The sequence below is a fragment of the Diaphorobacter sp. ED-3 genome, assembly GCF_027625375.1.
In the GTDB taxonomy this organism is placed as follows: domain Bacteria; phylum Pseudomonadota; class Gammaproteobacteria; order Burkholderiales; family Burkholderiaceae_C; genus Diaphorobacter; species Diaphorobacter nitroreducens.
In genome coordinates this window covers 1,547,281-1,569,230 of record NZ_CP115182.1, presented here as the reverse complement: position 1 = coordinate 1,569,230, position 21,950 = coordinate 1,547,281, and the positions used below count along the sequence as shown (strand labels likewise).

At 62.9% G+C, this 21,950-nt stretch carries 20 protein-coding genes and 4 pseudogenes; 16 read left to right on the top strand and 8 right to left on the bottom strand.

Features of this window, described 5'->3' with window-relative positions:
- Positions 1-39: 39 nt before the first annotated feature.
- Positions 40-2,343: an ATP-binding protein gene (locus tag PCQ86_RS07690; RefSeq protein WP_011805829.1), complete on the bottom strand. Its 2,304-nt coding sequence runs from the start codon at positions 2,341-2,343 to the stop codon at positions 40-42.
- Between the two features lie 553 nt (positions 2,344-2,896).
- Here PCQ86_RS07690 and PCQ86_RS07685 point away from each other — a divergent pair.
- The 3 genes and pseudogenes from PCQ86_RS07685 to PCQ86_RS07675 all read left to right on the top strand — a co-directional run bounded on the left by PCQ86_RS07685 (position 2,897) and on the right by PCQ86_RS07675 (position 6,143).
- On the top strand, positions 2,897-3,721 hold the full coding sequence (locus PCQ86_RS07685) for a DUF932 domain-containing protein (RefSeq protein ID WP_011805831.1): 825 nt from the start codon (positions 2,897-2,899) through the stop codon (positions 3,719-3,721).
- 78 nt (positions 3,722-3,799) lie between these two features.
- Complete coding sequence (locus PCQ86_RS07680) at positions 3,800-5,872, top strand: ParB/RepB/Spo0J family partition protein (RefSeq protein WP_011805832.1); 2,073 nt, start codon at positions 3,800-3,802, stop codon at positions 5,870-5,872.
- 61 nt (positions 5,873-5,933) lie between these two features.
- Positions 5,934-6,143, top strand: a pseudogene (locus PCQ86_RS07675) (hypothetical protein).
- Positions 6,144-6,347: 204 nt separating this feature from the next.
- Here PCQ86_RS07675 and PCQ86_RS19855 read toward each other — a convergent pair.
- Positions 6,348-6,452 (bottom strand): hypothetical protein, encoded by a 105-nt coding sequence (locus PCQ86_RS19855; RefSeq protein ID WP_172734557.1) that lies wholly within the window; start codon positions 6,450-6,452, stop codon positions 6,348-6,350.
- 12 nt (positions 6,453-6,464) lie between these two features.
- On the bottom strand, positions 6,465-6,632 hold the full coding sequence (locus PCQ86_RS07670; RefSeq protein ID WP_172734558.1) for a hypothetical protein: 168 nt from the start codon (positions 6,630-6,632) through the stop codon (positions 6,465-6,467).
- Between the two features lie 797 nt (positions 6,633-7,429).
- On the opposite strand from PCQ86_RS07670, the gene PCQ86_RS07665 reads away from it, so the two are divergent.
- Positions 7,430-7,744, top strand: a complete 315-nt coding sequence (locus tag PCQ86_RS07665) for a DUF736 domain-containing protein (protein ID WP_023103964.1) — start codon at positions 7,430-7,432, stop codon at positions 7,742-7,744.
- Between the two features lie 63 nt (positions 7,745-7,807).
- Here the strand turns inward: PCQ86_RS07665 and PCQ86_RS07660 are convergent, their stop codons facing one another.
- A complete protein-coding gene (locus tag PCQ86_RS07660) occupies positions 7,808-8,113 on the bottom strand; it encodes a helix-turn-helix domain-containing protein (RefSeq protein ID WP_023103963.1) in 306 nt (101 codons plus the stop codon).
- 240 nt (positions 8,114-8,353) lie between these two features.
- Here PCQ86_RS07660 and PCQ86_RS07655 point away from each other — a divergent pair, with 240 nt between their 5' ends.
- The 9 genes and pseudogenes from PCQ86_RS07655 to PCQ86_RS07615 all read left to right on the top strand — a co-directional run.
- Entirely contained in the window at positions 8,354-8,704 is a 351-nt protein-coding gene (locus PCQ86_RS07655; protein ID WP_023103962.1) for a DUF2958 domain-containing protein, read from the top strand.
- Between the two features lie 309 nt (positions 8,705-9,013).
- A complete protein-coding gene (locus PCQ86_RS07650; RefSeq protein ID WP_023114173.1) occupies positions 9,014-9,784 on the top strand; it encodes a DUF2285 domain-containing protein in 771 nt (256 codons plus the stop codon).
- A gap of 83 nt (positions 9,785-9,867) precedes the next feature.
- Positions 9,868-10,149 carry a helix-turn-helix transcriptional regulator gene (locus PCQ86_RS07645; protein WP_003107109.1) on the top strand — a complete coding sequence of 94 codons (282 nt, stop codon included), beginning with the start codon at positions 9,868-9,870 and terminating at the stop codon, positions 10,147-10,149.
- A gap of 26 nt (positions 10,150-10,175) precedes the next feature.
- Complete coding sequence (locus tag PCQ86_RS07640; protein WP_270175153.1) at positions 10,176-11,033, top strand: replication initiator protein A; 858 nt, start codon at positions 10,176-10,178, stop codon at positions 11,031-11,033.
- A gap of 253 nt (positions 11,034-11,286) precedes the next feature.
- The gene (parA, locus tag PCQ86_RS07635) at positions 11,287-11,925 is read left to right on the top strand and encodes a ParA family partition ATPase (protein WP_011805838.1); all 639 of its coding nucleotides are present in this window, start codon (positions 11,287-11,289) and stop codon (positions 11,923-11,925) included.
- Positions 11,922-12,209 carry a hypothetical protein gene (locus PCQ86_RS07630; RefSeq protein ID WP_011805839.1) on the top strand — a complete coding sequence of 96 codons (288 nt, stop codon included), beginning with the start codon at positions 11,922-11,924 and terminating at the stop codon, positions 12,207-12,209. Before parA ends, PCQ86_RS07630 begins: the two co-directional genes overlap by 4 nt.
- A complete protein-coding gene (locus PCQ86_RS07625; protein WP_011805840.1) occupies positions 12,206-12,763 on the top strand; it encodes a DUF2840 domain-containing protein in 558 nt (185 codons plus the stop codon). Before PCQ86_RS07630 ends, PCQ86_RS07625 begins: the two co-directional genes overlap by 4 nt.
- Positions 12,760-13,359, top strand: coding sequence for a S26 family signal peptidase (locus PCQ86_RS07620; RefSeq protein ID WP_011805841.1), 600 nt, complete (start codon positions 12,760-12,762; stop codon positions 13,357-13,359). The genes PCQ86_RS07625 and PCQ86_RS07620 overlap by 4 nt, the downstream gene beginning before the upstream one ends.
- Positions 13,360-13,807: 448 nt before the next feature.
- Positions 13,808-14,161, top strand: a pseudogene (locus PCQ86_RS07615) (type VI secretion protein); the annotation flags it as partial.
- Here the strand turns inward: PCQ86_RS07615 and PCQ86_RS07610 are convergent.
- Positions 14,158-15,129 (bottom strand): IS481-like element ISAisp3 family transposase, encoded by a 972-nt coding sequence (locus tag PCQ86_RS07610; RefSeq protein WP_011805842.1) that lies wholly within the window; start codon positions 15,127-15,129, stop codon positions 14,158-14,160. The pseudogene PCQ86_RS07615 and the gene PCQ86_RS07610 overlap by 4 nt on opposite strands.
- A 79-nt stretch (positions 15,130-15,208) precedes the next feature.
- On the opposite strand from PCQ86_RS07610, the gene PCQ86_RS07605 reads away from it, so the two are divergent.
- Positions 15,209-16,864: a relaxase/mobilization nuclease and DUF3363 domain-containing protein gene (locus PCQ86_RS07605; RefSeq protein WP_270175152.1), complete on the top strand. Its 1,656-nt coding sequence runs from the start codon at positions 15,209-15,211 to the stop codon at positions 16,862-16,864.
- A 67-nt stretch (positions 16,865-16,931) separates the two neighbouring features.
- Here the strand turns inward: PCQ86_RS07605 and PCQ86_RS07600 are convergent, their stop codons facing one another.
- Positions 16,932-17,282, bottom strand: coding sequence for a DUF4148 domain-containing protein (locus PCQ86_RS07600; protein ID WP_005793691.1), 351 nt, complete (start codon positions 17,280-17,282; stop codon positions 16,932-16,934).
- 366 nt (positions 17,283-17,648) lie between these two features.
- On the opposite strand from PCQ86_RS07600, the gene PCQ86_RS07595 reads away from it, so the two are divergent.
- Positions 17,649-18,875, top strand: coding sequence for an IS256 family transposase (locus PCQ86_RS07595; RefSeq protein ID WP_011805843.1), 1,227 nt, complete (start codon positions 17,649-17,651; stop codon positions 18,873-18,875).
- A gap of 167 nt (positions 18,876-19,042) precedes the next feature.
- On the opposite strand, the pseudogene PCQ86_RS07590 reads toward PCQ86_RS07595, so the two are convergent.
- Positions 19,043-20,376 (bottom strand): annotated as a pseudogene (locus PCQ86_RS07590) (heavy metal sensor histidine kinase).
- Positions 20,373-20,687: pseudogene (locus PCQ86_RS07585) on the bottom strand (winged helix-turn-helix domain-containing protein); the annotation flags it as partial. The pseudogenes PCQ86_RS07590 and PCQ86_RS07585, both read right to left, overlap by 4 nt.
- A 104-nt stretch (positions 20,688-20,791) precedes the next feature.
- Between PCQ86_RS07585 and PCQ86_RS07580 the strand changes: the two are divergent.
- Positions 20,792-21,853 (top strand): IS481-like element ISAisp3 family transposase, encoded by a 1,062-nt coding sequence (locus tag PCQ86_RS07580; RefSeq protein ID WP_270175151.1) that lies wholly within the window; start codon positions 20,792-20,794, stop codon positions 21,851-21,853.
- Positions 21,854-21,950: the final 97 nt, after the last annotated feature.

Here is a 21,950-nt window from a genome sequence, read left to right as displayed (position 1 = left end):
CGCCTGCTGGCACAACTCCGGCCCTCACGGGCCTGGCGCTCAGGCAGTCGCAACCTGAATCATCTCGTCGTAATGTTTCTTGTCAACTTCTTCCAGCCACTGAAAGATGTGCCCGATGACGCTATGACTCTCGCCCGCCAAGTTTTCTGCCGACTCCTCGGTTATTTCAATTACATCGCTATGCGAATACTTGTTGATAAAACGGTAGATCTTCTCCTTGAGTTCCGGTGTTGTGATGGTGCAGTCTTTCAGGCCAACATCCATTAATTGACTTATGTCGCTTCTCCGCTTTGGATATTTGAAGGTAAAGAACGATTCAACGAGCTTGCGTGCGAGGTTCGCCGTCAAGAATGCTTCGTCCCGGTTAAGAGTCGTGTGCGCCCTGTATTCATAGAGCTTCTTGAAAATATAGTGGTACTCTGAACCGTAATTCTTCAGAGAGTCATCGGCATCCACAAGTAGGGAGTGGCGGGGGGAGCCAGGCGGTGCATCCAAGCGATAAAAGAAGCAATTCTCGGCCTTGCCTTTGGCAACTCGGTTCCTATTTGTTCCGGTGAACCAGTCTCTCACTAGCTTGAAGTACGTGAAGTTGTGGGTCAGTACAAAAAGTTGTTTGGCTTCAGTGCATTGAGTTCTCAGAAACGAATAGGCATGAAACAGGTGATTTGAATCAAAGCTTGAGACCGGATCATCAACGACGACAATTGTGTCCTTGATATTGTTTCCGTTTTCTTTGAGCTTCGTGATGAAGTAGACAAAAGCAATGGCGGTCTTCTCACCTTCGCTCAAATTCCCATCATGCTCACCCACACCGTTTCTGATGATCTCATAGCCTTTCTTCTTCTGATTAAAGCTCAGGCAAAGCTCAGATCGGCCGATGAAGCGATGCAAGATGTCATTGAACTCCTTCGCCCCAACCGTTTCATTTGAGAGCAGCGCCTCTATGGCTCCCACCTCTTGACCAAGTTTTTCAACTTCCTTGTAGTCATTCTTTGCTTCTGACTCAAGATCATTGCATTTCTTCTCACTTCCCGCATAGTCAAATTCCTGCACCTCAGCCGCCGCAAAGTGGAGCTCCAGTGCTACCTTGCTTTTTGAGGTCTCGGATTTGAAGTTTGAAGTCTTATTGTTGTGCTTTCCGACGAGCGCAACAATCGACTTCAGGATCGCATTAAAATTCGTGACATCGTGTTCAACCACATCTGTGATCTGAATATCTGTCTTTCCGGGGTCTGTAATTTTGGCTTTCAGAGCTTCCCGCCATCCTTCCATTTGCTGGTCGATTTTCTCAGCAGCAGATGCGTATTCATTCTGGAGCTTCTCTGCCTCGGCCGATAGTTCTTTATAGAACTCAGCCGCTGCGGGCAACTGATTGGCTGGCGCGCCTTGAGATTCAATCCAAGTTGCGGCGTTCTGAAGCCGATTTTGGAACTCTGTGAACTCTTTACTGAAGTGGGCAGCAAGTGCCTCGGCACGAAGCTGGGTGAACGGAGAGCCGCAGAACTCGCAGGATTGCGAGTCATGGTGTTTATGGATTTCCAAGCCGGTTTGAACCCAGTCGCGGATATCCGGGTTGTCAGTCAGCCGCTGGACAGCTTGATTGGCCGCTGTAGTCCCAATCAAGTCCCTGATGCGACCCGCCGCCTTCTTAAAGTAATCCGGCTCAATGGCCGTTGAGGCGAAATTGATGCTTGGAAGCTGATCTGGCTTGGCGGCATTCGTAAGGTCGATAACCTTCTCATCTGGAAGAACCGACTCAGCTTTGACAATCGCTTCGCAGTTATTATGAATAAAATTAGCGAGCTTACGGCGGTCGTAATTCAAGTAGTAGCTGTCGCTCGTATCAATCGCCTGAAGTCCTAGCTTCATTTTCTTGGCAGCATTGGTCAGAAATTTCTCCAATGCCTCACGCTGCTTTTTGATCTCGCTTTGCTTGTCGTCGTGAGCTTTCTTTTTCGACTGAAGCTCGCCTTTTAGCTTCTCCAGCTTCTGCAAGTCATCAATCTTCTCTTTCGCAATGAGAAGGATGCTTTTTACAGATTTGTCCCAATCAATATTCTCGTGCACGAAGCGTTGATTAAAAACGTGAATATTCAATTGGGATGAATGGAGAGTCGCTTCCGTGATCGTTGAGCCGTCCTCCAAAGCGACTGAAAACTGGCCCGCACTAAAGCGAGGAACCATCGAACGAAGCTCAAAGCAAGAGAATAGGTTCGATAGGGTTGACTTGCCCGTTCCATTCCAGCCATAGACAAGGTTGTACCGGCCGAATTTCTGGATCTTCGTTCCATTGAAGTCGTTAAAGATGCCGAACTGTTTGAGACGGTTAATGCAGACGATCATTTCGAGGACCTCCGTGTTCTTGCTTTGGCAGCATTTGCTTGCGAAACAAATGGTAAACGAAGAGTCCTTTTGCGTCTCCGCTTCGCGGATCGCGCTGCTCCAGGTTCGCTAGTCGCTCATCCCTGGCGGGACTGGCTTTGCCAGCCTTCCGCATCGCTGACGCCTCCGCCCCGGCTTCCAGCTTCGGGCCTGCGCGCTTCGCTTGCCGTGCGGTCGGCGTGTGGGGAAGGCCGTTGCCTTGTTCAGCCGTCTTCCCTGACTCCATCACCTTGTCCGCGACTGTAGCCCGCGGCCGTGTGCCGTCAAGGCGCGCAGGGCCGTGTCCTCGGCTGCGCCTGCGGGCCGCACCAACCCTGCGCTTGTCTCCTTGACGGCCCCCGTCCGCGCGCTCCTGACCGTCGCGGGCGATGAACTCAGGAAAGACGGTGGCAACAGGGCCAACCGGGTTCCTCGTGCCGACCGCACCGAACAGCCGAAAGGCTGGGCTCCGAATCTAGGAATCCGGTGTGCGGTGTGAACAGCAAACCTTTTTTTCTTTGTCAGGAGAAATGCCATGCAACTCGCATCCCGCTTCGCTTCCCGTTCCCCGGTGCTGCGTTCGGAACGTCCCTTGTCGGATGACCAAATCCGGGCCGTGGCCCCGTCCATCTTCGCGGACGCCCCGCACGAAAGCCGCTCTGAGCGGTACAGCTACATCCCCACCGCGACCGTGCTGCAAGAACTGCGCGGGGAAGGCTTCGAGCCCTTCATGGTGACGCAAACCCGCGTGCGCCACGACGACCGCCGCGACTACACCAAGCACATGATCCGGCTGCGCCACGCCAGCCAGATCAACGGCCGCGAGGCCAACGAAATCATCCTGCTGAACTCCCATGACGGCACCAGCAGCTATCAGATGCTGGCCGGGATGTTCCGCTTCGTTTGCAGCAATGGCCTTGTCTGCGGCGACACCGTGGCCGACGTGCGCGTGCCGCACAAGGGCGACGTGGCGGCGCAGGTCATCGAAGGCGCTTACGAAGTCCTGCACGGCTTCGACCGGGCGCAGGAATCGCGCGATGCCATGCGCGCCATCACGCTGGACGCAGGGGAATCGGAAGTGTTCGCCCGCGCTGCGCTGGCGTTGAAGTACGACGAGGACAAGCCCGCACCCATCACGGAATCGCAAATCCTGATGCCGCGCCGCCATGACGACGACCGCCGCGACCTGTGGAGCGTGTTCAACCGCACGCAGGAGAACTTGACCAAAGGCGGCCTGTCCGCCCGCGCCGCGAATGGCCGCCGCCAGACCACCCGGCCCGTGCAGGGCATCGACCAAAGCGTGCGCCTGAACCGCGCCCTGTGGCTGCTGGCCGATGGCCTGCGCCAGTTGAAAGCCTGAATCCCCACGCGGCAGGGGCAGGCAGCAGCCCTTGCCGCTTCTCTCGCTGCTGCATCCCAACCGCTAGGAGAAATCACCATGAACGCTGTACTCAAAACCGAAGCCGTCGCCATCGAAGCCGCCGCACCGCTGGAAGTGGCCGACCCGACCAAGAACCTGATCTTGGTTCCGCTGTCGCAGTTGCTGCCGCGCCGATCCAAGCGCAACGTCCGCACGACCCCGCGCCAGTCCATCCCCGAACTGGCGTCCTCCATTGCCCGCATCGGCCTGCTGCAAAACCTGATCGTCATCCTTTCCGCCGATGGCGAGGCTTACGAAGTGGTGGCCGGTGATCGTCGCTTGACCGCCTTGAAGCTGCTGGCGAAGAAGAAGCGCATCCCCGCCGACGTTGAGGTGCCGTGCCTGCTGGTGGCCGATGCGTCCGCCCGCACCGTCAGCCTCGCGGAGAACGTGCAGCGCGAGAACATGCACCCCGCCGACCAGTTCGCGGCTTTCGCCGCGCTGGTCAAGGAAGGCCGGCCCGTCGAAGACATTGCTGCCGACTTCGGCGTGTCCCCGCTGGTGGTGCAGCGCCGCTTGAAGCTGGCGAACGTCTCGCCGCGCCTGATGGCCGATTACCGGGCCGGTGGCGTGACGCTGGAACAGTTGATGGCCCTGACCATCACCGACGACCACGCTGCGCAGGAAGCCGCGTTCTATGGTGCGCCGGAATGGCAGCGCAGCCCGTCCAAGCTGCGCGAGCGCCTGACCGAGCGCGAAATCGACGCCACGCACGCGCTGGTGCGCTTCGTCGGGCTGGACGCCTACCGGCAGGCAGGCGGCGGCATCCGCCGCGACCTGTTCGCGGAAGGCGATGCCGGAACCTACCTCACCGATACCGCAGTGCTGGAAACGCTGGTGCGCGACAAGCTGGCAACGCTGGCCGAGGACGTGCGTGCCGAGGGCTGGGCATGGGTGGAGGCCGTGCCGCATCTGGCCTACGAGGAACGGCAGGCGTTCCAGAACGCCCCGCGCCACCGCCGCGAGCCGACCACCCGCGAGGCCCGCCGCATCGCCTCGCTGGAAACCCGCCTCGAAAAGATCGACGCCGAACTGGAAGAGGCCTGCCAAGGTGAAAGCAGCGAGGACGAGGCCAAGGCCGAGAAGCTGGAACAGCGGCGCGATCAGGTAGTCGAGGAACTGCAAGACGCGGAGGACGCCTTACAAGGCTATGCGCCCGAGGTGCGCGACGTGGCCGGTGCCATCGTCACCATCGACCGCAACGGCGAGGCCGTCATTCATCGCGGTCTGCTGCGCGAAGCCGAGGCCAAGGCGCTGCGCACGCTGGAAAAGCTGCGGCGCGGTTTCGGCAGTGCCGAAGGCGAAGCCGCCAACGACGAGCACGAGGACGCCGACGACGCGCCCAAGGCCGCGAGCCTGTCCGACCGGCTGGCGCAGCGGTTGAGCGCCCACCGCACGGCGGCGCTGCAAATCGAAGTCGCCCGGCATCCGCACGTTGCGCTGGCCGCGCTGGTGCATGGCATGGCGCAGACCGTCTTGCAGCCTGACGCCTATGGTGACGGCCTGCCGCTCGGCGTGCGCCTCACGGCGCAAGACCGGCTGGAAGGCATGGCACCGGACTGGCCGGAATCGCCCGCCGCCGTGGCGCTGCGCGAACTGCAACAGGTGGCAGGTGTTGCCTTGCCGGAGGACAGCGCCGAACTGTTCGCCGCGCTGCTGGCGAAGTCGCAAGACGAACTGGTGCGGCTGCTGGCCGTGTGCGTGGCTTCCACGGTGGACGTGGTGACGCCTCGCGCCACGACGCACCGGCCCGGCGAGGAACTGGCGCAGGCCGTGGGCCTCGACATGGCCGCATGGTGGAAGCCGACCGCAGAAGGCTACTTCAAGCACGTTTCCAAGGCCGTGATTCTGGATGCCGTGGGCGCATTTGCACCGGAATCCGTCACCCGACTGGCGAAACGCAAGAAGGCCGACATTGCCAGCGAAGCCGAGCGGCTGGCCGATGGTACGGGCTGGATGCCCGCCATCTTCAAGGCCGAAGGCCCGCAGCAGGCAGTACGGGAAAGCGCGCAGGAGGCAGGCCCGGAGCAGGACGCACCGGAGGATGCCGAAGCAAGGGCGGATGAACCCGCCGAGGCGCTGGCCGCTTGACCCGCGCCGAAGGCAAGCGCCCCGGCCTCGACCGGGGCGCTTCGCTGGAAGGAGAGGCCCCATGACCCACATCACCAACAGCCGCCCGCGCATGGCGGCGATCTACGCCCCCGGCAAGGCACGCGCCCGCCGCTGGCACGGCGCAGGCGACGTGCGCGGCTAACGCCCGCCCTCGGGTTGGTCGGCCCGCGCCGGCCTCACCGACATTCATCCCATCACGGGCCGCGCCTTGCCGCGTGCCGTGTGGTGGCTTATCGAAACGAAGGAATAGCCACGATCGGCACCGCGCCTAGGCCGTTCCACCCTGGGCGCGGTGGACGCAAAAATCCGAGCGCGGCAGTAGCCGCGCCCGGTGTTCCAAGCCAACAGCCAAATCAGAACTCCGCCGCCTTCGCAGCAGCTCAGACGGCGGAGTTAGAAGCGCCGCAGTCCAGTACGAGGCCCTCAAAAACTGGTGGCGACAACCAATCTCCGATCAGCTACGAATCACATCCACGACTACCTTACCTGTCACCCCACCGGCCTGTAGCAACGCATGGGCTTCAGCAGCATGGGCCAAATCAAAACATGCATCATCCAAGATAGGACGTAGCTAGCCCGCATCACACAAGGCTGCGACTTCCTTGAGAATCCGACCGTGCTCGGCTCGGCCCTCGCCGGTCAGCATTGGCAGCAGCATGAAGATCACATGCAGGCTCAGGGCCTTGGCATGCAATGGCGAGTCCAGTCCAGTTTTCCAGCTTGATGTTACAGCGGACATAGCACCCTTCTCGATTCAATATTTTGTTTTTGGCGTGTCGGCGCAATGCGCCGCCGGACTTTCGGGCTGCGCCCCGTGCCGACTTCGCTGTCACGGCCATTCGGCTTCAATCCCTCACGCCTTCGCGCCTGCGGCGCTGCGCTTGCCTCCAAGGGGAAGCCCTGCGGGCTATCCCCGCCGCGCGCAGCTTGGCGCCTCTCGATGCGGCCAAACCGGCTGCGCCGGATCGGCCCGGCCAGCGCCCCGCCGCGATGGACGGGACGCTGGCGAACACGCTGGCGCTTGCTGCGGCAGGTTGTGCAGGTGCGTGCCGTCCTCAACGCTGGCGGTTCCTGCCCATCACGTCACGAAGGACGGTTCACGGACAACCCGCCCGGTATCGCTATGGAGCTTCCACGCCACGCCTCAAGACCGGCGCCGCAAGGTGCGGCAGGGGCGTTCTCGCCCATCGTTGGATGGTTGACCTGGCCCGCGTCAGGAAGCGCACCTGGGAAGCCTTCGGGCGGGGATGCCGAGCCGGCCATGTCTCCTTTCGGAGCGGTTCGGCCCAAGGCGTCCTTGTCTCGTTGTGAATCCTGGCGGGGCGCGGCTGCGCCTCGGGCTTCATGGCTGCAACCGTCCGGCGAAAACAATTTCCCCGCCGCTGCGCGGCTTCCTCGCGCAGCAAATTCTTTTCGCCTCCAGGCTCTCCACTGCGTTTCGACCGCAAGCGGTGCAGCCAGCCCGTCCCCCGCCGGCCGGATCACAACAAGGACGCGATGGGCGCGAACCTTGTTCAACCGAAAGGAGAAATCATCATGGCCAACATCGGCACCTTCACCGCAGACAAAGACGGCTTCACCGGCACGCTGCGCACCCTGACGCTCAACGTCAAGGTCAAGCTGGTTCCCAACGACAAGGGCAGCAGCGAGAACGCCCCCGACTTCCGCCTCCAAGCCGCCGGCCACGACATCGGCGCGGCGTGGAACAAGACCAGCGAGGCCGGGCGGGAATACAAGTCCGTGACCCTCGACGATCCTTCGTTCCCGGCTCCGGTCTATGCCCGCCTGATCGAAGGCGAGGACGGTACGCACGACCTGATCTGGTCGCGCAGCAAGCCCCAGGCGGCGTGACCGCCGCAGCGCCCCGCCCATCGCGGCGGGGCGCTGTGCTGCTGTTCGCAGCACATCACCACGTCACGCGCGCGGCTTCGCCGCGCCGCGCTCCTTCAGCACCGCCTCCAGCTCCCGGCGCACCTGCGCCAGCAGCTCGTCGGCCTTGTGCGGGCTGTCGCCCGCGTAGGCCAGCGTCAGCAGCGTGAGCGGGTGGATCTCCATCACCTCGCACAGCTCGGCCAGCTTATGCAGGGTCGGGCTTTTCAGGTCGCGTTCGAGGGTGCTCATATAGGTGCGGCTGGACACGTCAGAGAAGGCTTCCTGGCTCAAGCCACGCGCCTTCCTGACTGTCTTCAACGCCTTCGCCAATGAGTTCCCAGCCGCCACCTATGGTTTCCCTCGAAAAACCAAGATGACAGCCCATTGCGCCCTATAGGGCTACAATCTATAGTGTTCATTTGGTGTTCTACGTTTTCGTGCCTTTACGGAAATCCGCATTTGCTGGTTCCAGCAAAGCCACGCAAGCGCATCCGTGCTTGCACACGAAGGCGTAAATCCGGTTTGGCGGTTCTGCGCTTGGGCGTGAAACCGCATCCGTGCATCATTGGATTTGTGGGATTGCCAACCATGCCCCAGCCACTCGCCACCGTCCCGGAGCGCGCGCAACTGCTCGCCAACGGCGAGGCTCGTGCCGCCGGCCAGGCCATCGACCCGGTGCCCGTGGTGCGGCTGTTCACGCCGGACGCGCATGTGACCTGGCTGCTGGCCGCACTCGATCCCGCCGATGGCGACACCGCCTGGGGCCTCATCGACCTGGGAATCGGAATGCCGGCGCAAGGAACCGTCAAGCTGTCCGAGCTGGCTGGCATCGTCGGGCCGCATCAGCAGCCCGTGATGCGCGACCGCTACTTCCGGCCCACGCGCACGCTGTCGGAATACACCCGGCTGGCCGAGCGCGACGGGGCTATCCCGGACTGAACACAGCCTACTGTGACTTTTTCAGTCTGGTGTCATACCGGGCAGGTCTCAATCGAGATTCTTGCGGCGTAGCCGCGCCAGTCTGATCCAAACGGACATGATGCCTGACGCGGACTGCGGCAGGCTGGCCTGTACGGCGTCCCACGGGAGGGACGCTGCCGCCGCAGCATTGAGACGAATACCGCAACGCATCGGAGCCAGTCGGACTTGACAGCCCAACTATTCCCTTAACCCATTTCGTTCTGATGACACCGATGTAGCACGTAGTTCTTCCGTCGCGGCCAGTCCTGTTCGCAGGGAGGTTGCGTCATGGTCGATCGCAGCGCCGAGCACTGGTATCCGACTGCCGCGTATCTGTACGTGCTGCACTTGGACGACCTTGGGACGGCCTGGGAATATCTGCGCAGAAACCCCGATTACCGGCTCGACTGGCTGCGCCATCATCGCCGGCCGAAAGCCGCGCAGCAGGCGGCGCATCGCTGGGGCTTGCGCCTGCTGGAAGATCCGGCGTTGGATGCGCGCGACGCGCATCCAGCCTGGTTGCCCGGCCATGTGGCCGTGGTGCAGCTCTATCCCGACGCCGATCCGCCGCAGTATGCTCCCGCGTTCACGTTTTGGCGCATTGCCGGGCACAAGCAACTGCTCCATGACGGCAAAGGGCTGGCGCTGATGGCGCACAGCCCAGGTCATTGCCTGCGCTTCGCGCTGGCGCCCGGCCTGGAAGACGGGATGGCTGTCGCCTATGCCCGCCGCGGCGGCGCCGCCGCACCTGCGCGCAACCATGCGCTCGGCGCGGCCCTGGCTTCTGCGAAGCCCAGGCCGGCACCCGCCGCGCTGCTTGAGCTACACACCTTGCAGGCGCTCGACGCAACCCTAGCGGGTGCGTCCTTGCGCGAGGTGGCCGAAGGCTTGTTCGGCGGCGATGCCGCAGCCGATTGGTACAGCGACGGCGGCCTGCGCTCCAAGGTACGCCGCTTGGTACGGCGCGGCGATGCGCTGATGCGCGGCGGCTATCGCCGCCTAGCACAGCTTCCGCCGCTTGAGAAGGGTCGTTTTGAGGACGACGCAAAACGGCCCTGAGCAGGACAGCTTGGTTTTCTGAGACTGCCTCCATCCGGTTGCGCTGTGTGGCCGGAGCTTTGAAAGCTATGGAGGTTCACACCATGCGTCCCGCTCCTTTGCGGCCTGCCGCCACTGTCTCGACCGCTGCCGCGCAGCCCCAACGCTATCTCACCAACGACGAAGCCGCCGAGTACCTGCGGCTGTCGCCGCGCACGCTGGAAAAGCAGCGCGTGATCGGTGGTGGTCCGCGCTTTCGCAAGTTCGGCCGGCGCGTCATGTACGCCGTGGCCGACCTCGATGCCTGGGCCGCCGATCGCAGCTTCGAGACGACTTCCGATCCCGAGTACGCCGAGCACCACTCGGCCGACAGCCGTGCGCGCTGATCGGCGGCGCGCGGCAGGCCATCACCATGTCCAGCTCCGCGCTGCCGTTCCGGCAGCGGTCGTTGCAGGAGCGCGAACAGCTCGACCTGTTCCGCGCCTTGCCCGGCGACATGGCGCCGCGCGACAGCCAGGACTTGATGGCCTATCCGTTCTTCTCGCTCGGCAAGTCCAAGCGGGTCAAGCCCATCGACTTCCGCGCGGGCAACGTGACGATCCGCGTAGAGGGCACGCAGGAGCACGGCATCGCCACGATTTGGGATGCGGACGTGCTGATATGGGCGGCCTCGCAGATCGTGGAAGCGAAGGACGCGGGCCTGCGCCCGTCGCGGCTGATGCGCGCGACGCCCTACGAGATCCTGCGCTTCATCGGGCGCGGCAAGTCGCTGCGAGACTACCAGCGCCTCAAGGCCGCGCTGGATCGCCTGCAATCGACCACGGTGGCCACGTCCATCCGCGAGACGACCGGACGGCGCCTGCACCGCTTCTCGTGGATCAACGAATGGAAGGAGCTGGCCGACGCCAGCGGCACGCCGCTGGGCATCGAGCTGATCCTGCCGGACTGGTTCTACGCCGGCGTGCTCGACGCCGCTCTGGTGCTGACCATCGACCCGGCGTATTTCCGGCTCACCGGCGGCATCGAGCGGTGGCTGTACCGCCTGGTGCGCAAGCATGGCGGGCGGCAGGAGCACGGCTGGCAGTTCGACTTCCGCTATCTGCACCAGAAATCCGGCAGCACCGCCAAGCCCTACGACTTCGCCTGCGACCTGCGCGCGCTGGTCGCGCGGCAGTCGCTGCCCGGCTACGTCCTGGGCATCGAGCGGATGCCGGACGACGGAACGGAGCTGCTGACCTTCCGGCCCGTGCCGCAGACGGCACGGGGATAACTCCGGGAAAGCCTGTGAATGGTGTCGTGCTATCAGGCGTGCGGGGTATCGTGCTATCAGGCGTGGCCCTATCGTGCTATCAGGCGTGCCGATCGTCCGCAAACCCGCGCCAGCACTGGGTTTTATCGCCCTCTAACTTCCCTAACTTAATTTCTCTAACTTTTGGTAGAGAAGCGCCGCTGTGGTGGACAACCGCCACGCGGCCACAAACGCGGCAGCAACAGCCCGGCTTTCCAGCATGGAGGGCCAGGCCATGATCTTCGCGTTTCTCAACCAGAAAGGCGGCGTCGGCAAGACCACGCTCGCCACCCACATCGCCGGCGAACTGGCGATGCGCGGCCAGCACGTCGTCCTGCTGGATGCCGACCCGCAGGGTTCATCGCTGGACTGGACGCAGCGCAGAAGCCAGCAGGGTTTGCCAAGGCTGTTCAGCGCCGTGGGCCTCGCCCGCGAGACGCTGCACCAGGAAGCGCCGGAGCTGGCGCGCCGCGCCGATCACGTCATCATCGACGGCCCGCCGCGCATCGCCGCCCTGGCGCGTTCCGCGCTGCTGGCGGCCGAGCGCGTGCTGATTCCCGTGCAGCCCAGCCCGTATGACCTGTGGGCCAGCGCCGAGATGGTGGCGATGATCCGCGAGGCACAAGTCTTTCGGCCTGCGCTGCGCGCGGCCTTCGTCATCAACCGGCGCGTCAGTACCACGATCATCGGCCGCGAGGCGCGGCAATCGCTGGCCGAACAGCCGCTGCCGGCGCTGCGTAGCGAAGTGCGCCAGCGCATCGTCTTCGCCGACAGCGTGGCCGCTGGCCGGCTCGCCCGCGAGACGGCGCCGGATAGCGCCGCCGCACGCGAGATCGCCGCGCTGGTCGATGAACTGTTGCGGTGGCCGGCATGAGCAGCAATAGCACCACCCGCAACGGTTCGCGTGCCAGCAAGCGCGTCGGCATCGGCGCACGTCCGCCCGCGAATCCACACGCCGAGGCGTGGATTCGCCAGGGCGATGCCGATGCGCTCAACAAGGGCGACCTCTACACCGCACGCCTCACGCTCGACGTGACGCCCGCGATGCGTGCTCGCATCAAGGTTTCGGCCTTCACGCGAGGCGTGACCGTGGCCGAACTGCTGCGTGACCTGCTGGAGCGGGAGTTTCCCGACAACCGCACGGAGAACCTGCCATGAACGCATCCATCGCGCCTGCCGCGAACGCGGCCACGGCGGCTGCATCGACCACGCCATCGCCGTCACTTTCAGCACTCGCGGGCCAAGCCAGCAACGTGCTGCTGACGCGCGTATCGCTCGCCTACATCGAACCGCGCTTCAAGCTCTACCTGCGTTTCGGCGAACCGGCGCGCACGCTGCGGCTCGACCGCTGGCGGCGCTGCGCGGTGTTCCTGCCGCGTGCCATGTTCTGCCGCGTGCGCTGGGAAGCCAACGACTACGGCACGATCCGCTGGCAGCTCATGGTGATGCAGGCCGGCGCGCCGCCGGACGACGTGCAGCGCATCCCCGGCGTGCGGCCCGGCGCACGCCTGCTGCTGCACGCCGAAGGCGAGAACGCGGTGCGCGCCGTGCTGGAACGCATCGACGGCATCGACGCGCAGGGCATCGCCGCCATCGACGTGTCGCCCGCGTACTGGCGCACTCTCGCCAACCGCTTGGCGGCCCGCCTGGCGCTGCCCGAATACACCGCCGAGCGGCACACCGCCTGGCTGGCCGGGAGGACGCTGCCATGACGGCCCAATCCACCACCGCGCGCACGCCCGGAGCCGCGCCGCATCCTCGCTCGCGCCCGCGCGCTCGCCTCGTGCTGGCGGGCTTCGCCGCCGTCGGCCTCGCTGCGCTGGCCTGGGCGGCGTTCGTGCAGCCGCTGCCGCGCCTGATCTACAACCCGTCCGACAGCGTTCCGGTCGGCTGGTATCGCGTTGATCCGATCCAACACCGGGCCGGCTCGCTGGCACGTTCGTTGTCCGTGGGCAGCATCGTCCTGACCCAATTGCCTGCCGACGGTGCCGCGCTCGCTGCGCAGCGCGGTTACCTGCCGGCACACGTTCCGTTGCTCAAACGTGTGGGCGCGGTCGCGCCGCAACACGTCTGCATCGTCGCCGGGCAGGTACGCATCGACGGCGTGCCGGTGGCCGCCGCGCTGCCTGCCGACCGACTGGGCCGGCCGCTGCCATCCTTGCAGCTTTGCCGCTGCCTCGAACCGGGCGAGCTGTTCCTGTTGAGCGTGACCAATCCGGCATCGTTCGACAGCCGCTATTTCGGCCCGGTCAGCGCATCCGCCGTGATCGGCATCGCGCATCCGGTCTGGCTGGAGACACGCCCATGACGGCCGCCGATTCGCTGCATGTCGCCGTGCATCTCATCGTGCCATCGGGCGTGTCGTCCTGCTGTTCGTCGCCGTGTCGTCGCGCGTGCAGTGCGGGTGCATTCGCACCGCACTTCGCGCTGCCTTCGGCGCAGCCGTCCAACGTGCAGGCGTCTTGCCTCGAACGCGCCCGGCCTGCGGTCGTCGTTGCGTTCGCCGGCGGGCTGGCTGCAAGCAGCACGGCGCCGCCGGGCCGCCGACGCCCGGAGCGACAGCGAAGGGCAAAGGCGGAAGGCAAGACAAAAGGGGGCGGCACTTCGTCGCCCGCAAAGCCAGCCTGCACGTGGGGGTGGCGCGGCACGCAGCGGCTTCGCCGCCGTGCCGCGTGGGGCGCGAGGCTCGCGCCAATGCAGGCTTGTCCGCGTGCTTCGCACGACCGGACATGCCAGAGCTTGCAGGGAGCACAGCCATGACCGACCGCCGCGACGACGATTTCCGCATCCGCCCCGGCGCCCCAAAGAACCACGGCCAGGGCTTCGTTTCCAAGGTGCTCAAGCAGGCGGGCAAGGCCAGCAGCGGCAAGTCCGTTGTGCGCCGTCCTGGCACTGCCAGCGGCACCGGCCAGCGGCCCGGCTCGCGCCTGGGGCGCGGCCACACAGCGGCGCGCTTCGCCGGCGCCAAGCTGACGCCCATGTCGCGGCGCGTGACCATCAAGACGTTGCTGGTCAACCAGCGCCAGGCCAGCCCGCAGTCGCTCGCCAAGCACCTGCGCTACATCGAGCGCGACGGTGTGGGCCGCGATGGCGAGCCGGGCCAAGCCTACGTGTTGCATCCCGGACGATCATATGGCCGCTTATGAAACAGATCCGGCCTCTCCAGGTACCACTGCTTCATGGCCTGCATCGGCGTCTTGCTGCCCAGTGCTGACTGCGGCAGCTGGTGGTTGTACAAGGCCACATAGCGCTGCAAGGTCTGCTCCATATCTTCACGGCTGTTGAACCGGTGGGTCTTCAGAACGTCCGCAATGCGGCCATTGAACCGCTCCACCATGCCATTGGTTCTGGGTGTCCTGGGCTTGGTCAGCCGGTGCTCTATGCCCAGTTCCCGGCACAGTTGGTCGAACTCATGGTTGCCGCTGGGTTCGCGTTCCTTGCTGGCAAACAGGCGGTCCGTGAACTCCTTGCCGTTGTCTGTCAGCAGCTTGTTGATCCTGATCGGACAGGCCTTGTGCAGTGCCTTCAGGAAGGCCTGTGCACTGGCCGCCGTCTTGTTGGCCTTGAACTGCACAAACACCCAGCGCGTGGCCCGGTCAATGGCCACGAACAGATAGCGTCTGCTGCTCTCGTCCTGCATCTGGGGCAGGTACTTCACGTCCATGTGCACATAGCCTGGCTCGTAGGTCTTGAACGCCTTGTGCACAGGCTGTGGCTCCTGGGGCTTGAGGGCGTTGAGGTTGCCGGCCCCATGGCGGCGCAGGCAGCGGTCCAGGCCTGAGCGCGAGACATGGGGGCAAATGAACTCGCGCGTGACCGCCAACAGGTCATCCAGGGGCAACAGCAAGGTGCGCCGCAGGTGGACCACCACGGTCTCTTGCGCTGGCGTGAGCACAGTCTGCAAATGGTGCGCCGTGTGCGAGCGATCTCCAAAGACTTCACGCTTCTTCCACTTGTAGACCGTCTGCTCGGTGATGCCATAGCGTTGGGCCAGCACAGGGGCGGTCTCACTGCTGGCCGCAATCTCGGCACGCACTGCAGGCGTGGTGCGGGCGTTCTTGTGCAGGGCAATCAACATAACTTCACTCCCCGGGTGGATTGCAAGGACTCTATCAACTCTTGCAGGACGGCTCTGGCCATGAAGAGTGGATAGCGCTTTGGATCGATGCAATCATCCGGGATGCGACACCTACGGACCGCAAACCGATGCCGCCGACCTCGACGCCTTCAAGGAACGCTGCGCCGACGACCGGCACCATTTCCGTTTCATCCTCTCGCCCGAGGACGGCGCGGAGCTGGAAGACCTGCGCACCTACACGCGGCACCTGATGGGCCGCATGGAGGCAGACCTGGGCACGCGGCTGGATTGGGTGGCCGTCGATCACTGGAACACCGACAGTCCGCACACGCACATCGTCGTGCGCGGGCGCGACGACACTGGCAAAGACCTCATCATCGCGGGCGACTACATCGCCGATGGTTTCCGCCATCGTGCCGCCGAGTTGGCGACCGAATGGCTGGGGCCACGTACCGAGCTGGAGATCCAGCAGACCTTGCAGCGCGAGGTGGAGCAAGAGCGGTGGACGAGCCTGGATCGCACGCTGAAACGCGAGACTGGCGACGATGGCCGTGTGCGGGTCGGACGCTTCAACGAACCGAAGCTGCAACGTCAGCGCCTGCTGCTGATCGGCCGCCTGCAACGCTTGCTGCGCCTGGGCCTGGCCGACGAGGTACAACCCGGCACCTGGGCCATCCATGCCGATGCCGAGAAAACCTTGCGCGCCCTGGGTGAGCGCGACGACATTATCCGAACGATGCAGCGGGCGATGAGCGGCCAGCCGCGAGAACTGGCGGTGTTTGAGCCGGGCGACGACGGCCGCACCATCATTGGCCGCGTGGCCGCCAAGGGGCTGGCCGACGAGCTGCGAGACCGGAGCTATCTGGTCATCGACGGCGTGGACGGCAAGGCGCACTATGTCGGGCTCAATGCCCGCGACGAACCCGGCAACTACCCGACCGGCGCGGTGGTGGAACTACGCGGTTCCGCCAAGGTGCGGACGGCGGATCACAACATCGCTGCGCTGGCAAGCGATGGCCTGTACCGCACCGACCATCATCTGGCGATTGCACAGGGCCAGACCCAAGCTGGGCGCGACCCGCAGGAGGTAGTCGCGGCCCATGTCCGAAGGCTGGAAGCCCTGCGCCGCGCCGGCATCGTGGAGCGCGTGGCCGAGGGGCTATGGAAGGTGCCCGACGATCTGCCCGAGCGTGGACGGCAGTACGACGCACAGCGCCTGGGCGGCGTGGCGGTGGAACTGAAGTCGCACCTGCCCATCGAGCGGCAGGCCCGCGTGATCGGCGCCACCTGGCTGGACCAGCAGTTGATCGGTGGGGGCAAGGGATTGGGCGATTTGGGATTTGGCAGCGAGGTCAAGGAGGCGCTACAGAAACGTGCCGACTTCCTGGCCGAACAAGGACTGGCCGAGAAGCGCGGCCAGCGTGTGATTCTGGTGCGCAATCTGCTGACGACGCTGCGTAATCGGGAAGTGGTGCAGGCCGCGCAGGACATAGCGGCTGATACCGGCCTGGAGCATCGCCCCGTGGCCGATGGCCACCGAGTGGCCGGCATCTATCGGCGCAACGTCATGCTCGCCAGTGGGCGCTACGCCATGCTCGATGACGGCATGGGATTCAGCCTGGTGCCGTGGAAGCCAGTGATCGAGCAGCGGCTGGGACAGCAGCTCGCCGCGACGGTGCGCGGCGGCGGGGTGTCATGGGAAATTGGACGGCGGCCTGGGCTGTCCCGAGGTTAGTCAGGCCGACGTCAACAATCCCACAGAATGGATTCCAAGCAATTTTCCGCACCCCAAACGTGGGCAATCAACCCGGGTAGTAGAGACGCAGACGCGCGTCGCGTTCGGCAGGTGACTCGTTCCGCAACTCGTTGACTACTTGCTCACGCGTCTTGCCTGGACCTGCCGCATCAGGTGTGCGGATAGGGTAGTTGCTTTCGCCGTAAGAAAGGAGGCCTTGCCGCATGGCAGCCTCGGCTTCTGTTTTGACTTGAGCACGGGTTTTATCGCTCTTGAAGTGTTCCGGGTGAACGATGACGCCCTTTTCGTTGTTGGCGGGATGCTCGTACGCTGCCGAAGCAATCCCTGGAAGGCCCAGGGTAACCACTGCGGCCGCGGCGGCAATCATGGAAGAAAGGGAGAGGCGTTTTTGGATCATGGTTGAAGCTCCTAGCGATAGTGAATAAAACTTGCATCTCTCATGCCTTGCTTGGGCGTTGAGGAGATGTGTTCATCGTAGGGAGCGCACCCCAACAGAATCTAGACAGCCCGATGATATTTTTGTCAGGGAGCGGCGCGAACTGGAGCGCAAGTTGGTGGACCTGCGCGGGGGGGCCAATGCGGAGGATGTAGGACCGACCACACGAGTAGACAGAAGTCACCAGCGGATCGGCGCGAACCTGCCGAAAGTGCCTTCTGGTTTGTCATCGTTGCGATGCTGATATCTGGTGCCGTTGAGGGTGTGCAGAATTTTGTGTAAACGGACAATCCACCGCCGGCGTAAGCCGGCCTGTCCGTAAGCACAATGAACACCAAGAAACACGACGTACCCGAAGAACTGCTGTCTGGCCTGCTGGCCAACTACAAGAAGCCCGAAGACCTCATCGGCGAGAACGGTCTGCTCAAGCAACTTACCAAGCTGCTGGTCGAGCGAGCCCTGGACGCTGAGCTGACTGAGCACCTGGGCCATGAACGCAACGAGGCGGTGGCCAACCCCGCTGGCAACACCCGCAACGGCAAGAGCAAGAAGACCCTCAAGGGCGAGTTCGGCGAATTGCCCATCGAAGTGCCACGCGACCGCCATGGCAGCTTCGAGCCTCAGCTCATCCCCAAGCACCAGACCCGCTGGGCCGGCTTCGACGACAAAATCATCTCGCTGTACGCCCGTGGCATGACGGTGCGCGAGATACAGGCCCACCTCGAAGAGATGTACGGCACCGAGGTCTCACCCAGCCTGATTTCCTCGGTGACAGATGCCGTGGCCGACGAGGTCAAGGCCTGGCAGGCCCGACCGCTGGAGCCGATTTATCCCATCGTCTATCTGGACTGCATCCATGTGAAGGTGCGCGAGGGCGCGGTGCGGGTCAAGGCGGTGTACCTGGCCATCGGCATCACCATGACGGGCGACAAGGAGGTGCTGGGCCTGTGGCTGGCCCAGACCGAGGGCGCCAAGTTCTGGCTGCAGGTGGTCACCGAGTTGCGCAACCGGGGCGTGCAGGACATCTTCATCGCCTGCGTCGATGGGCTCAAGGGCTTCCCTGACGCCATCGAGGCAGTCTTCCCCAAGGCGGTGGTGCAACTGTGCATCGTTCACATGGTGCGTCACAGCCTGAACTACGTCTCATGGAAGCGCCGCAAGGAAGTGGCGGCCGACCTGCGCCGTATCTACACGGCCGCCACCGCCGAGGAGGCCGAACTGATGCTCGCAGAGTTCGAGGCCCGATGGGATGCCGAGTACCTGCCCATCGGCCAGTCCTGGCGCAGGAACTGGAGCCGCTTGACCCCGTTCTTTGACTACCCGCCGGAAATCCGCAAGGTCATCTACACCACCAATGCCATCGAGTCGGTGAACATGAGCCTGAGGAAGCTGACCAAGAACCGGGGCTCGTTCCCCAGCGACGAGGCGCTGACCAAGCTGTTCTACCTGGCGCTGCGCAACATCAGCCAGAAGTGGACCATGCCCATCCGGGATTGGAAGGCCGCGCTGACCCGCTTTACCATTCAGTTCGGAGACCGCATCTCCGTCAATTGAAGTCCGACCCGTTTACACAAAAATTCGGACACGCCCGTGCCGTTTTGTTCCTCTGGTGGGAGGAGCAGCATCCGAGGCTCAACCCCGCCATCTAACGCTCTCGCCATATGACAGACTTCTTGACGTCCTGATCCATTGCATCACGAGATGCCACTCTATAACCGACATTACTGGGCGCGGATCTCCACTCCCACACTTGTCACCCCGCACTCTGACCATGCGACTGGCTTGCCATGGTGCATGCGGGCGATCGCACCGACGATGGCCAAGCCTAGGCCATGGTTGCTTTGCCCATGGCTGCGAGCGGGATCGGCGCGAAAGAATCGATCGAAAAAATGGGGAAGTATTTCCGGATCAATGGTGTCGCCGCAATTGGTGACGGTGATGAGCACGCGGTCCTCGCCAATGGTCTTGAAACCAACCTGAACGATCGAACCCTCTCTCGCGTACTGCGTGGCGTTTCCCAGCAAGTTTGACAACGCACGACGCAGCAGTGGTGAGTCGAAGGCACCTTGCGCGTCACCAACCACTTCGGCCGTGAGTCTTGCCTCGGCCAGAGACGCCTCGTGGTAGTCCAACACGTCTGCAGCTACAGACGCAAGGCTCGGTACTGGTGCGCGGCGTGCACCCACGCCTCGATCCGCCTGGGACAGAAACAACATGTCCTTGACGATGCCGGTCAGGCGATGCAGTTCCTCTAGATTAGATGCAATGACCTCCTGCATGTCAGCTTGGTGGAGGTGCCTGAGTGCCAGTTCATTGTTGGCAATCAGCGTGGCCAACGGCGTGCACAACTCGTGCGCCACATCTGCGTTGAAGCCCTCCATCTGCGAATATGCCTTCTCTATGCGTGCCAGAAGCGCATTGAACTGGTCGATCAGTGGCACGAGTCAAGGGGTTGCTCCCCGCCATCGAGCCGCTGATGCAGGCTGCCCGCAGACAGTGCGCGTGTTTGACTGGCCAGCCTTCGCACCGGCGCCAGCCCGAGGTTGACCAGAGAAACCCCCCCAAGCGAAACCACGATCGCGCCTCCGATCGCAGCTACGAGCAAAGTGACTGCGAGCCGATGCAGCAATTGGTTGTCAGTTTGTATGTCCAGCGACAGTTGCACGCGCAATACCCTTGACGCCAAGCCATCGACTCGCTCTACCTCGAATTGCCGATGGCGCAGCACCGTATGCGCGTTCTGATTCCGAGTGTGTATGAAAAGCACGACTCCGTCGGACTGCAATACTTCGAGTGAAAGATCTCCGTGCCCTACCAGAAAGTCGTCGAGCTTGTGAGTAAGGTCCTCCGCATCTCGGTGCTCCTTGCCACCCGCCAGAAGATGCCGGATGACGTTCTCCTTTTGCGCCAGCGTTTCCTCTTGGCGGTCGCGAAAGTTGAACTCCGTCACTAGGTAGACGGCCAGACAGACCAACCCCAATCCGGCAAAACTCTGCAGCGCCAGCCACCAGGATAGCCGCTGACGCAACGAGCGATGTTGGTCCAATACCTTCATCCGTTGCGTTCTTCCATGATGTAGCCCATACCCCGGATAGTGTGAAGCAGCGCAGTGTTAAAGGGCTTATCTATTTTGCCTCGCAAGCGACGAATTGCGACCTCCACTACGTTGGTTTCGCTGTCGAAGTGCATGTCCCACACCTGCTCGGCAATCTCGGTGCGAGACAACACTTCGCTTTTCCTTCGCAGAAAGAGCGTGAGTAGCAGAAACTCCTTGGCAGTCAGATCCAGCCGCTGACCGCCGCGGGATGCCTTGCGCCGCACTAGGTCGAGTTCGAGATCGGAAAGGCGCAGTTGTGTAGGTGTCGCATCCCGGATGATTGCATCGATCCAAAGCGCTATCCACTCTTCATGGCCAGAGCCGTCCTGCAAGAGTTGATAGAGTCCTTGCAATCCACCCGGGGAGTGAAGTTATGTTGATTGCCCTGCACAAGAACGCCCGCACCACGCCTGCAGTGCGTGCCGAGATTGCGGCCAGCAGTGAGACCGCCCCTGTGCTGGCCCAACGCTATGGCATCACCGAGCAGACGGTCTACAAGTGGAAGAAGCGTGAAGTCTTTGGAGATCGCTCGCACACGGCGCACCATTTGCAGACTGTGCTCACGCCAGCGCAAGAGACCGTGGTGGTCCACCTGCGGCGCACCTTGCTGTTGCCCCTGGATGACCTGTTGGCGGTCACGCGCGAGTTCATTTGCCCCCATGTCTCGCGCTCAGGCCTGGACCGCTGCCTGCGCCGCCATGGGGCCGGCAACCTCAACGCCCTCAAGCCCCAGGAGCCACAGCCTGTGCACAAGGCGTTCAAGACCTACGAGCCAGGCTATGTGCACATGGACGTGAAGTACCTGCCCCAGATGCAGGACGAGAGCAGCAGACGCTATCTGTTCGTGGCCATTGACCGGGCCACGCGCTGGGTGTTTGTGCAGTTCAAGGCCAACAAGACGGCGGCCAGTGCACAGGCCTTCCTGAAGGCACTGCACAAGGCCTGTCCGATCAGGATCAACAAGCTGCTGACAGACAACGGCAAGGAGTTCACGGACCGCCTGTTTGCCAGCAAGGAACGCGAACCCAGCGGCAACCATGAGTTCGACCAACTGTGCCGGGAACTGGGCATAGAGCACCGGCTGACCAAGCCCAGGACACCCAGAACCAATGGCATGGTGGAGCGGTTCAATGGCCGCATTGCGGACGTTCTGAAGACCCACCGGTTCAACAGCCGTGAAGATATGGAGCAGACCTTGCAGCGCTATGTGGCCTTGTACAACCACCAGCTGCCGCAGTCAGCACTGGGCAGCAAGACGCCGATGCAGGCCATGAAGCAGTGGTACCTGGAGAGGCCGGATCTGTTTCATAAGCGGCCATATGATCGTCCGGGATGCAACACCAACTCACCGTTTCCGGTGATTTGGTTCCGTAGACCAATTCCCAATGGAAGAGTTTCCCCTCCAGCGGGCAAGCCAGGATACGACCAGTTTTAATTTATAAGCTTTTTCTTATTAAGAGTAAGTTTTTTATTTCAAAATGACGCTAATCGCCAAGACCTGCGTAGCGTCATCAACCGTCAATGGCTGGGCG

What these genes read in the sequence shown, in the direction of transcription:
- PCQ86_RS07690 (WP_011805829.1), bottom strand. Translation starts at nt 2,343, where the DNA reads ATGATCGTCTGCATTAACCGTCTCAAACAGTTCGGCATCTTTAACGAC.
- PCQ86_RS07685 (WP_011805831.1), top strand. Translation starts at nt 2,897, where the DNA reads ATGCAACTCGCATCCCGCTTCGCTTCCCGTTCCCCGGTGCTGCGTTCG.
- PCQ86_RS07680 (WP_011805832.1), top strand. Translation starts at nt 3,800, where the DNA reads ATGAACGCTGTACTCAAAACCGAAGCCGTCGCCATCGAAGCCGCCGCA.
- PCQ86_RS07670 (WP_172734558.1), bottom strand. Translation starts at nt 6,632, where the DNA reads ATGTCCGCTGTAACATCAAGCTGGAAAACTGGACTGGACTCGCCATTG.
- PCQ86_RS07665 (WP_023103964.1), top strand. Translation starts at nt 7,430, where the DNA reads ATGGCCAACATCGGCACCTTCACCGCAGACAAAGACGGCTTCACCGGC.
- PCQ86_RS07655 (WP_023103962.1), top strand. Translation starts at nt 8,354, where the DNA reads ATGCCCCAGCCACTCGCCACCGTCCCGGAGCGCGCGCAACTGCTCGCC.
- PCQ86_RS07650 (WP_023114173.1), top strand. Translation starts at nt 9,014, where the DNA reads ATGGTCGATCGCAGCGCCGAGCACTGGTATCCGACTGCCGCGTATCTG.
- PCQ86_RS07645 (WP_003107109.1), top strand. Translation starts at nt 9,868, where the DNA reads ATGCGTCCCGCTCCTTTGCGGCCTGCCGCCACTGTCTCGACCGCTGCC.
- PCQ86_RS07640 (WP_270175153.1), top strand. Translation starts at nt 10,176, where the DNA reads ATGTCCAGCTCCGCGCTGCCGTTCCGGCAGCGGTCGTTGCAGGAGCGC.
- parA (WP_011805838.1), top strand. Translation starts at nt 11,287, where the DNA reads ATGATCTTCGCGTTTCTCAACCAGAAAGGCGGCGTCGGCAAGACCACG.
- PCQ86_RS07630 (WP_011805839.1), top strand. Translation starts at nt 11,922, where the DNA reads ATGAGCAGCAATAGCACCACCCGCAACGGTTCGCGTGCCAGCAAGCGC.
- PCQ86_RS07625 (WP_011805840.1), top strand. Translation starts at nt 12,206, where the DNA reads ATGAACGCATCCATCGCGCCTGCCGCGAACGCGGCCACGGCGGCTGCA.
- PCQ86_RS07620 (WP_011805841.1), top strand. Translation starts at nt 12,760, where the DNA reads ATGACGGCCCAATCCACCACCGCGCGCACGCCCGGAGCCGCGCCGCAT.
- PCQ86_RS07610 (WP_011805842.1), bottom strand. Translation starts at nt 15,129, where the DNA reads ATGTTGATTGCCCTGCACAAGAACGCCCGCACCACGCCTGCAGTGCGT.
- PCQ86_RS07600 (WP_005793691.1), bottom strand. Translation starts at nt 17,282, where the DNA reads ATGATCCAAAAACGCCTCTCCCTTTCTTCCATGATTGCCGCCGCGGCC.
- PCQ86_RS07595 (WP_011805843.1), top strand. Translation starts at nt 17,649, where the DNA reads ATGAACACCAAGAAACACGACGTACCCGAAGAACTGCTGTCTGGCCTG.
- PCQ86_RS07580 (WP_270175151.1), top strand. Translation starts at nt 20,792, where the DNA reads ATGTTGATTGCCCTGCACAAGAACGCCCGCACCACGCCTGCAGTGCGT.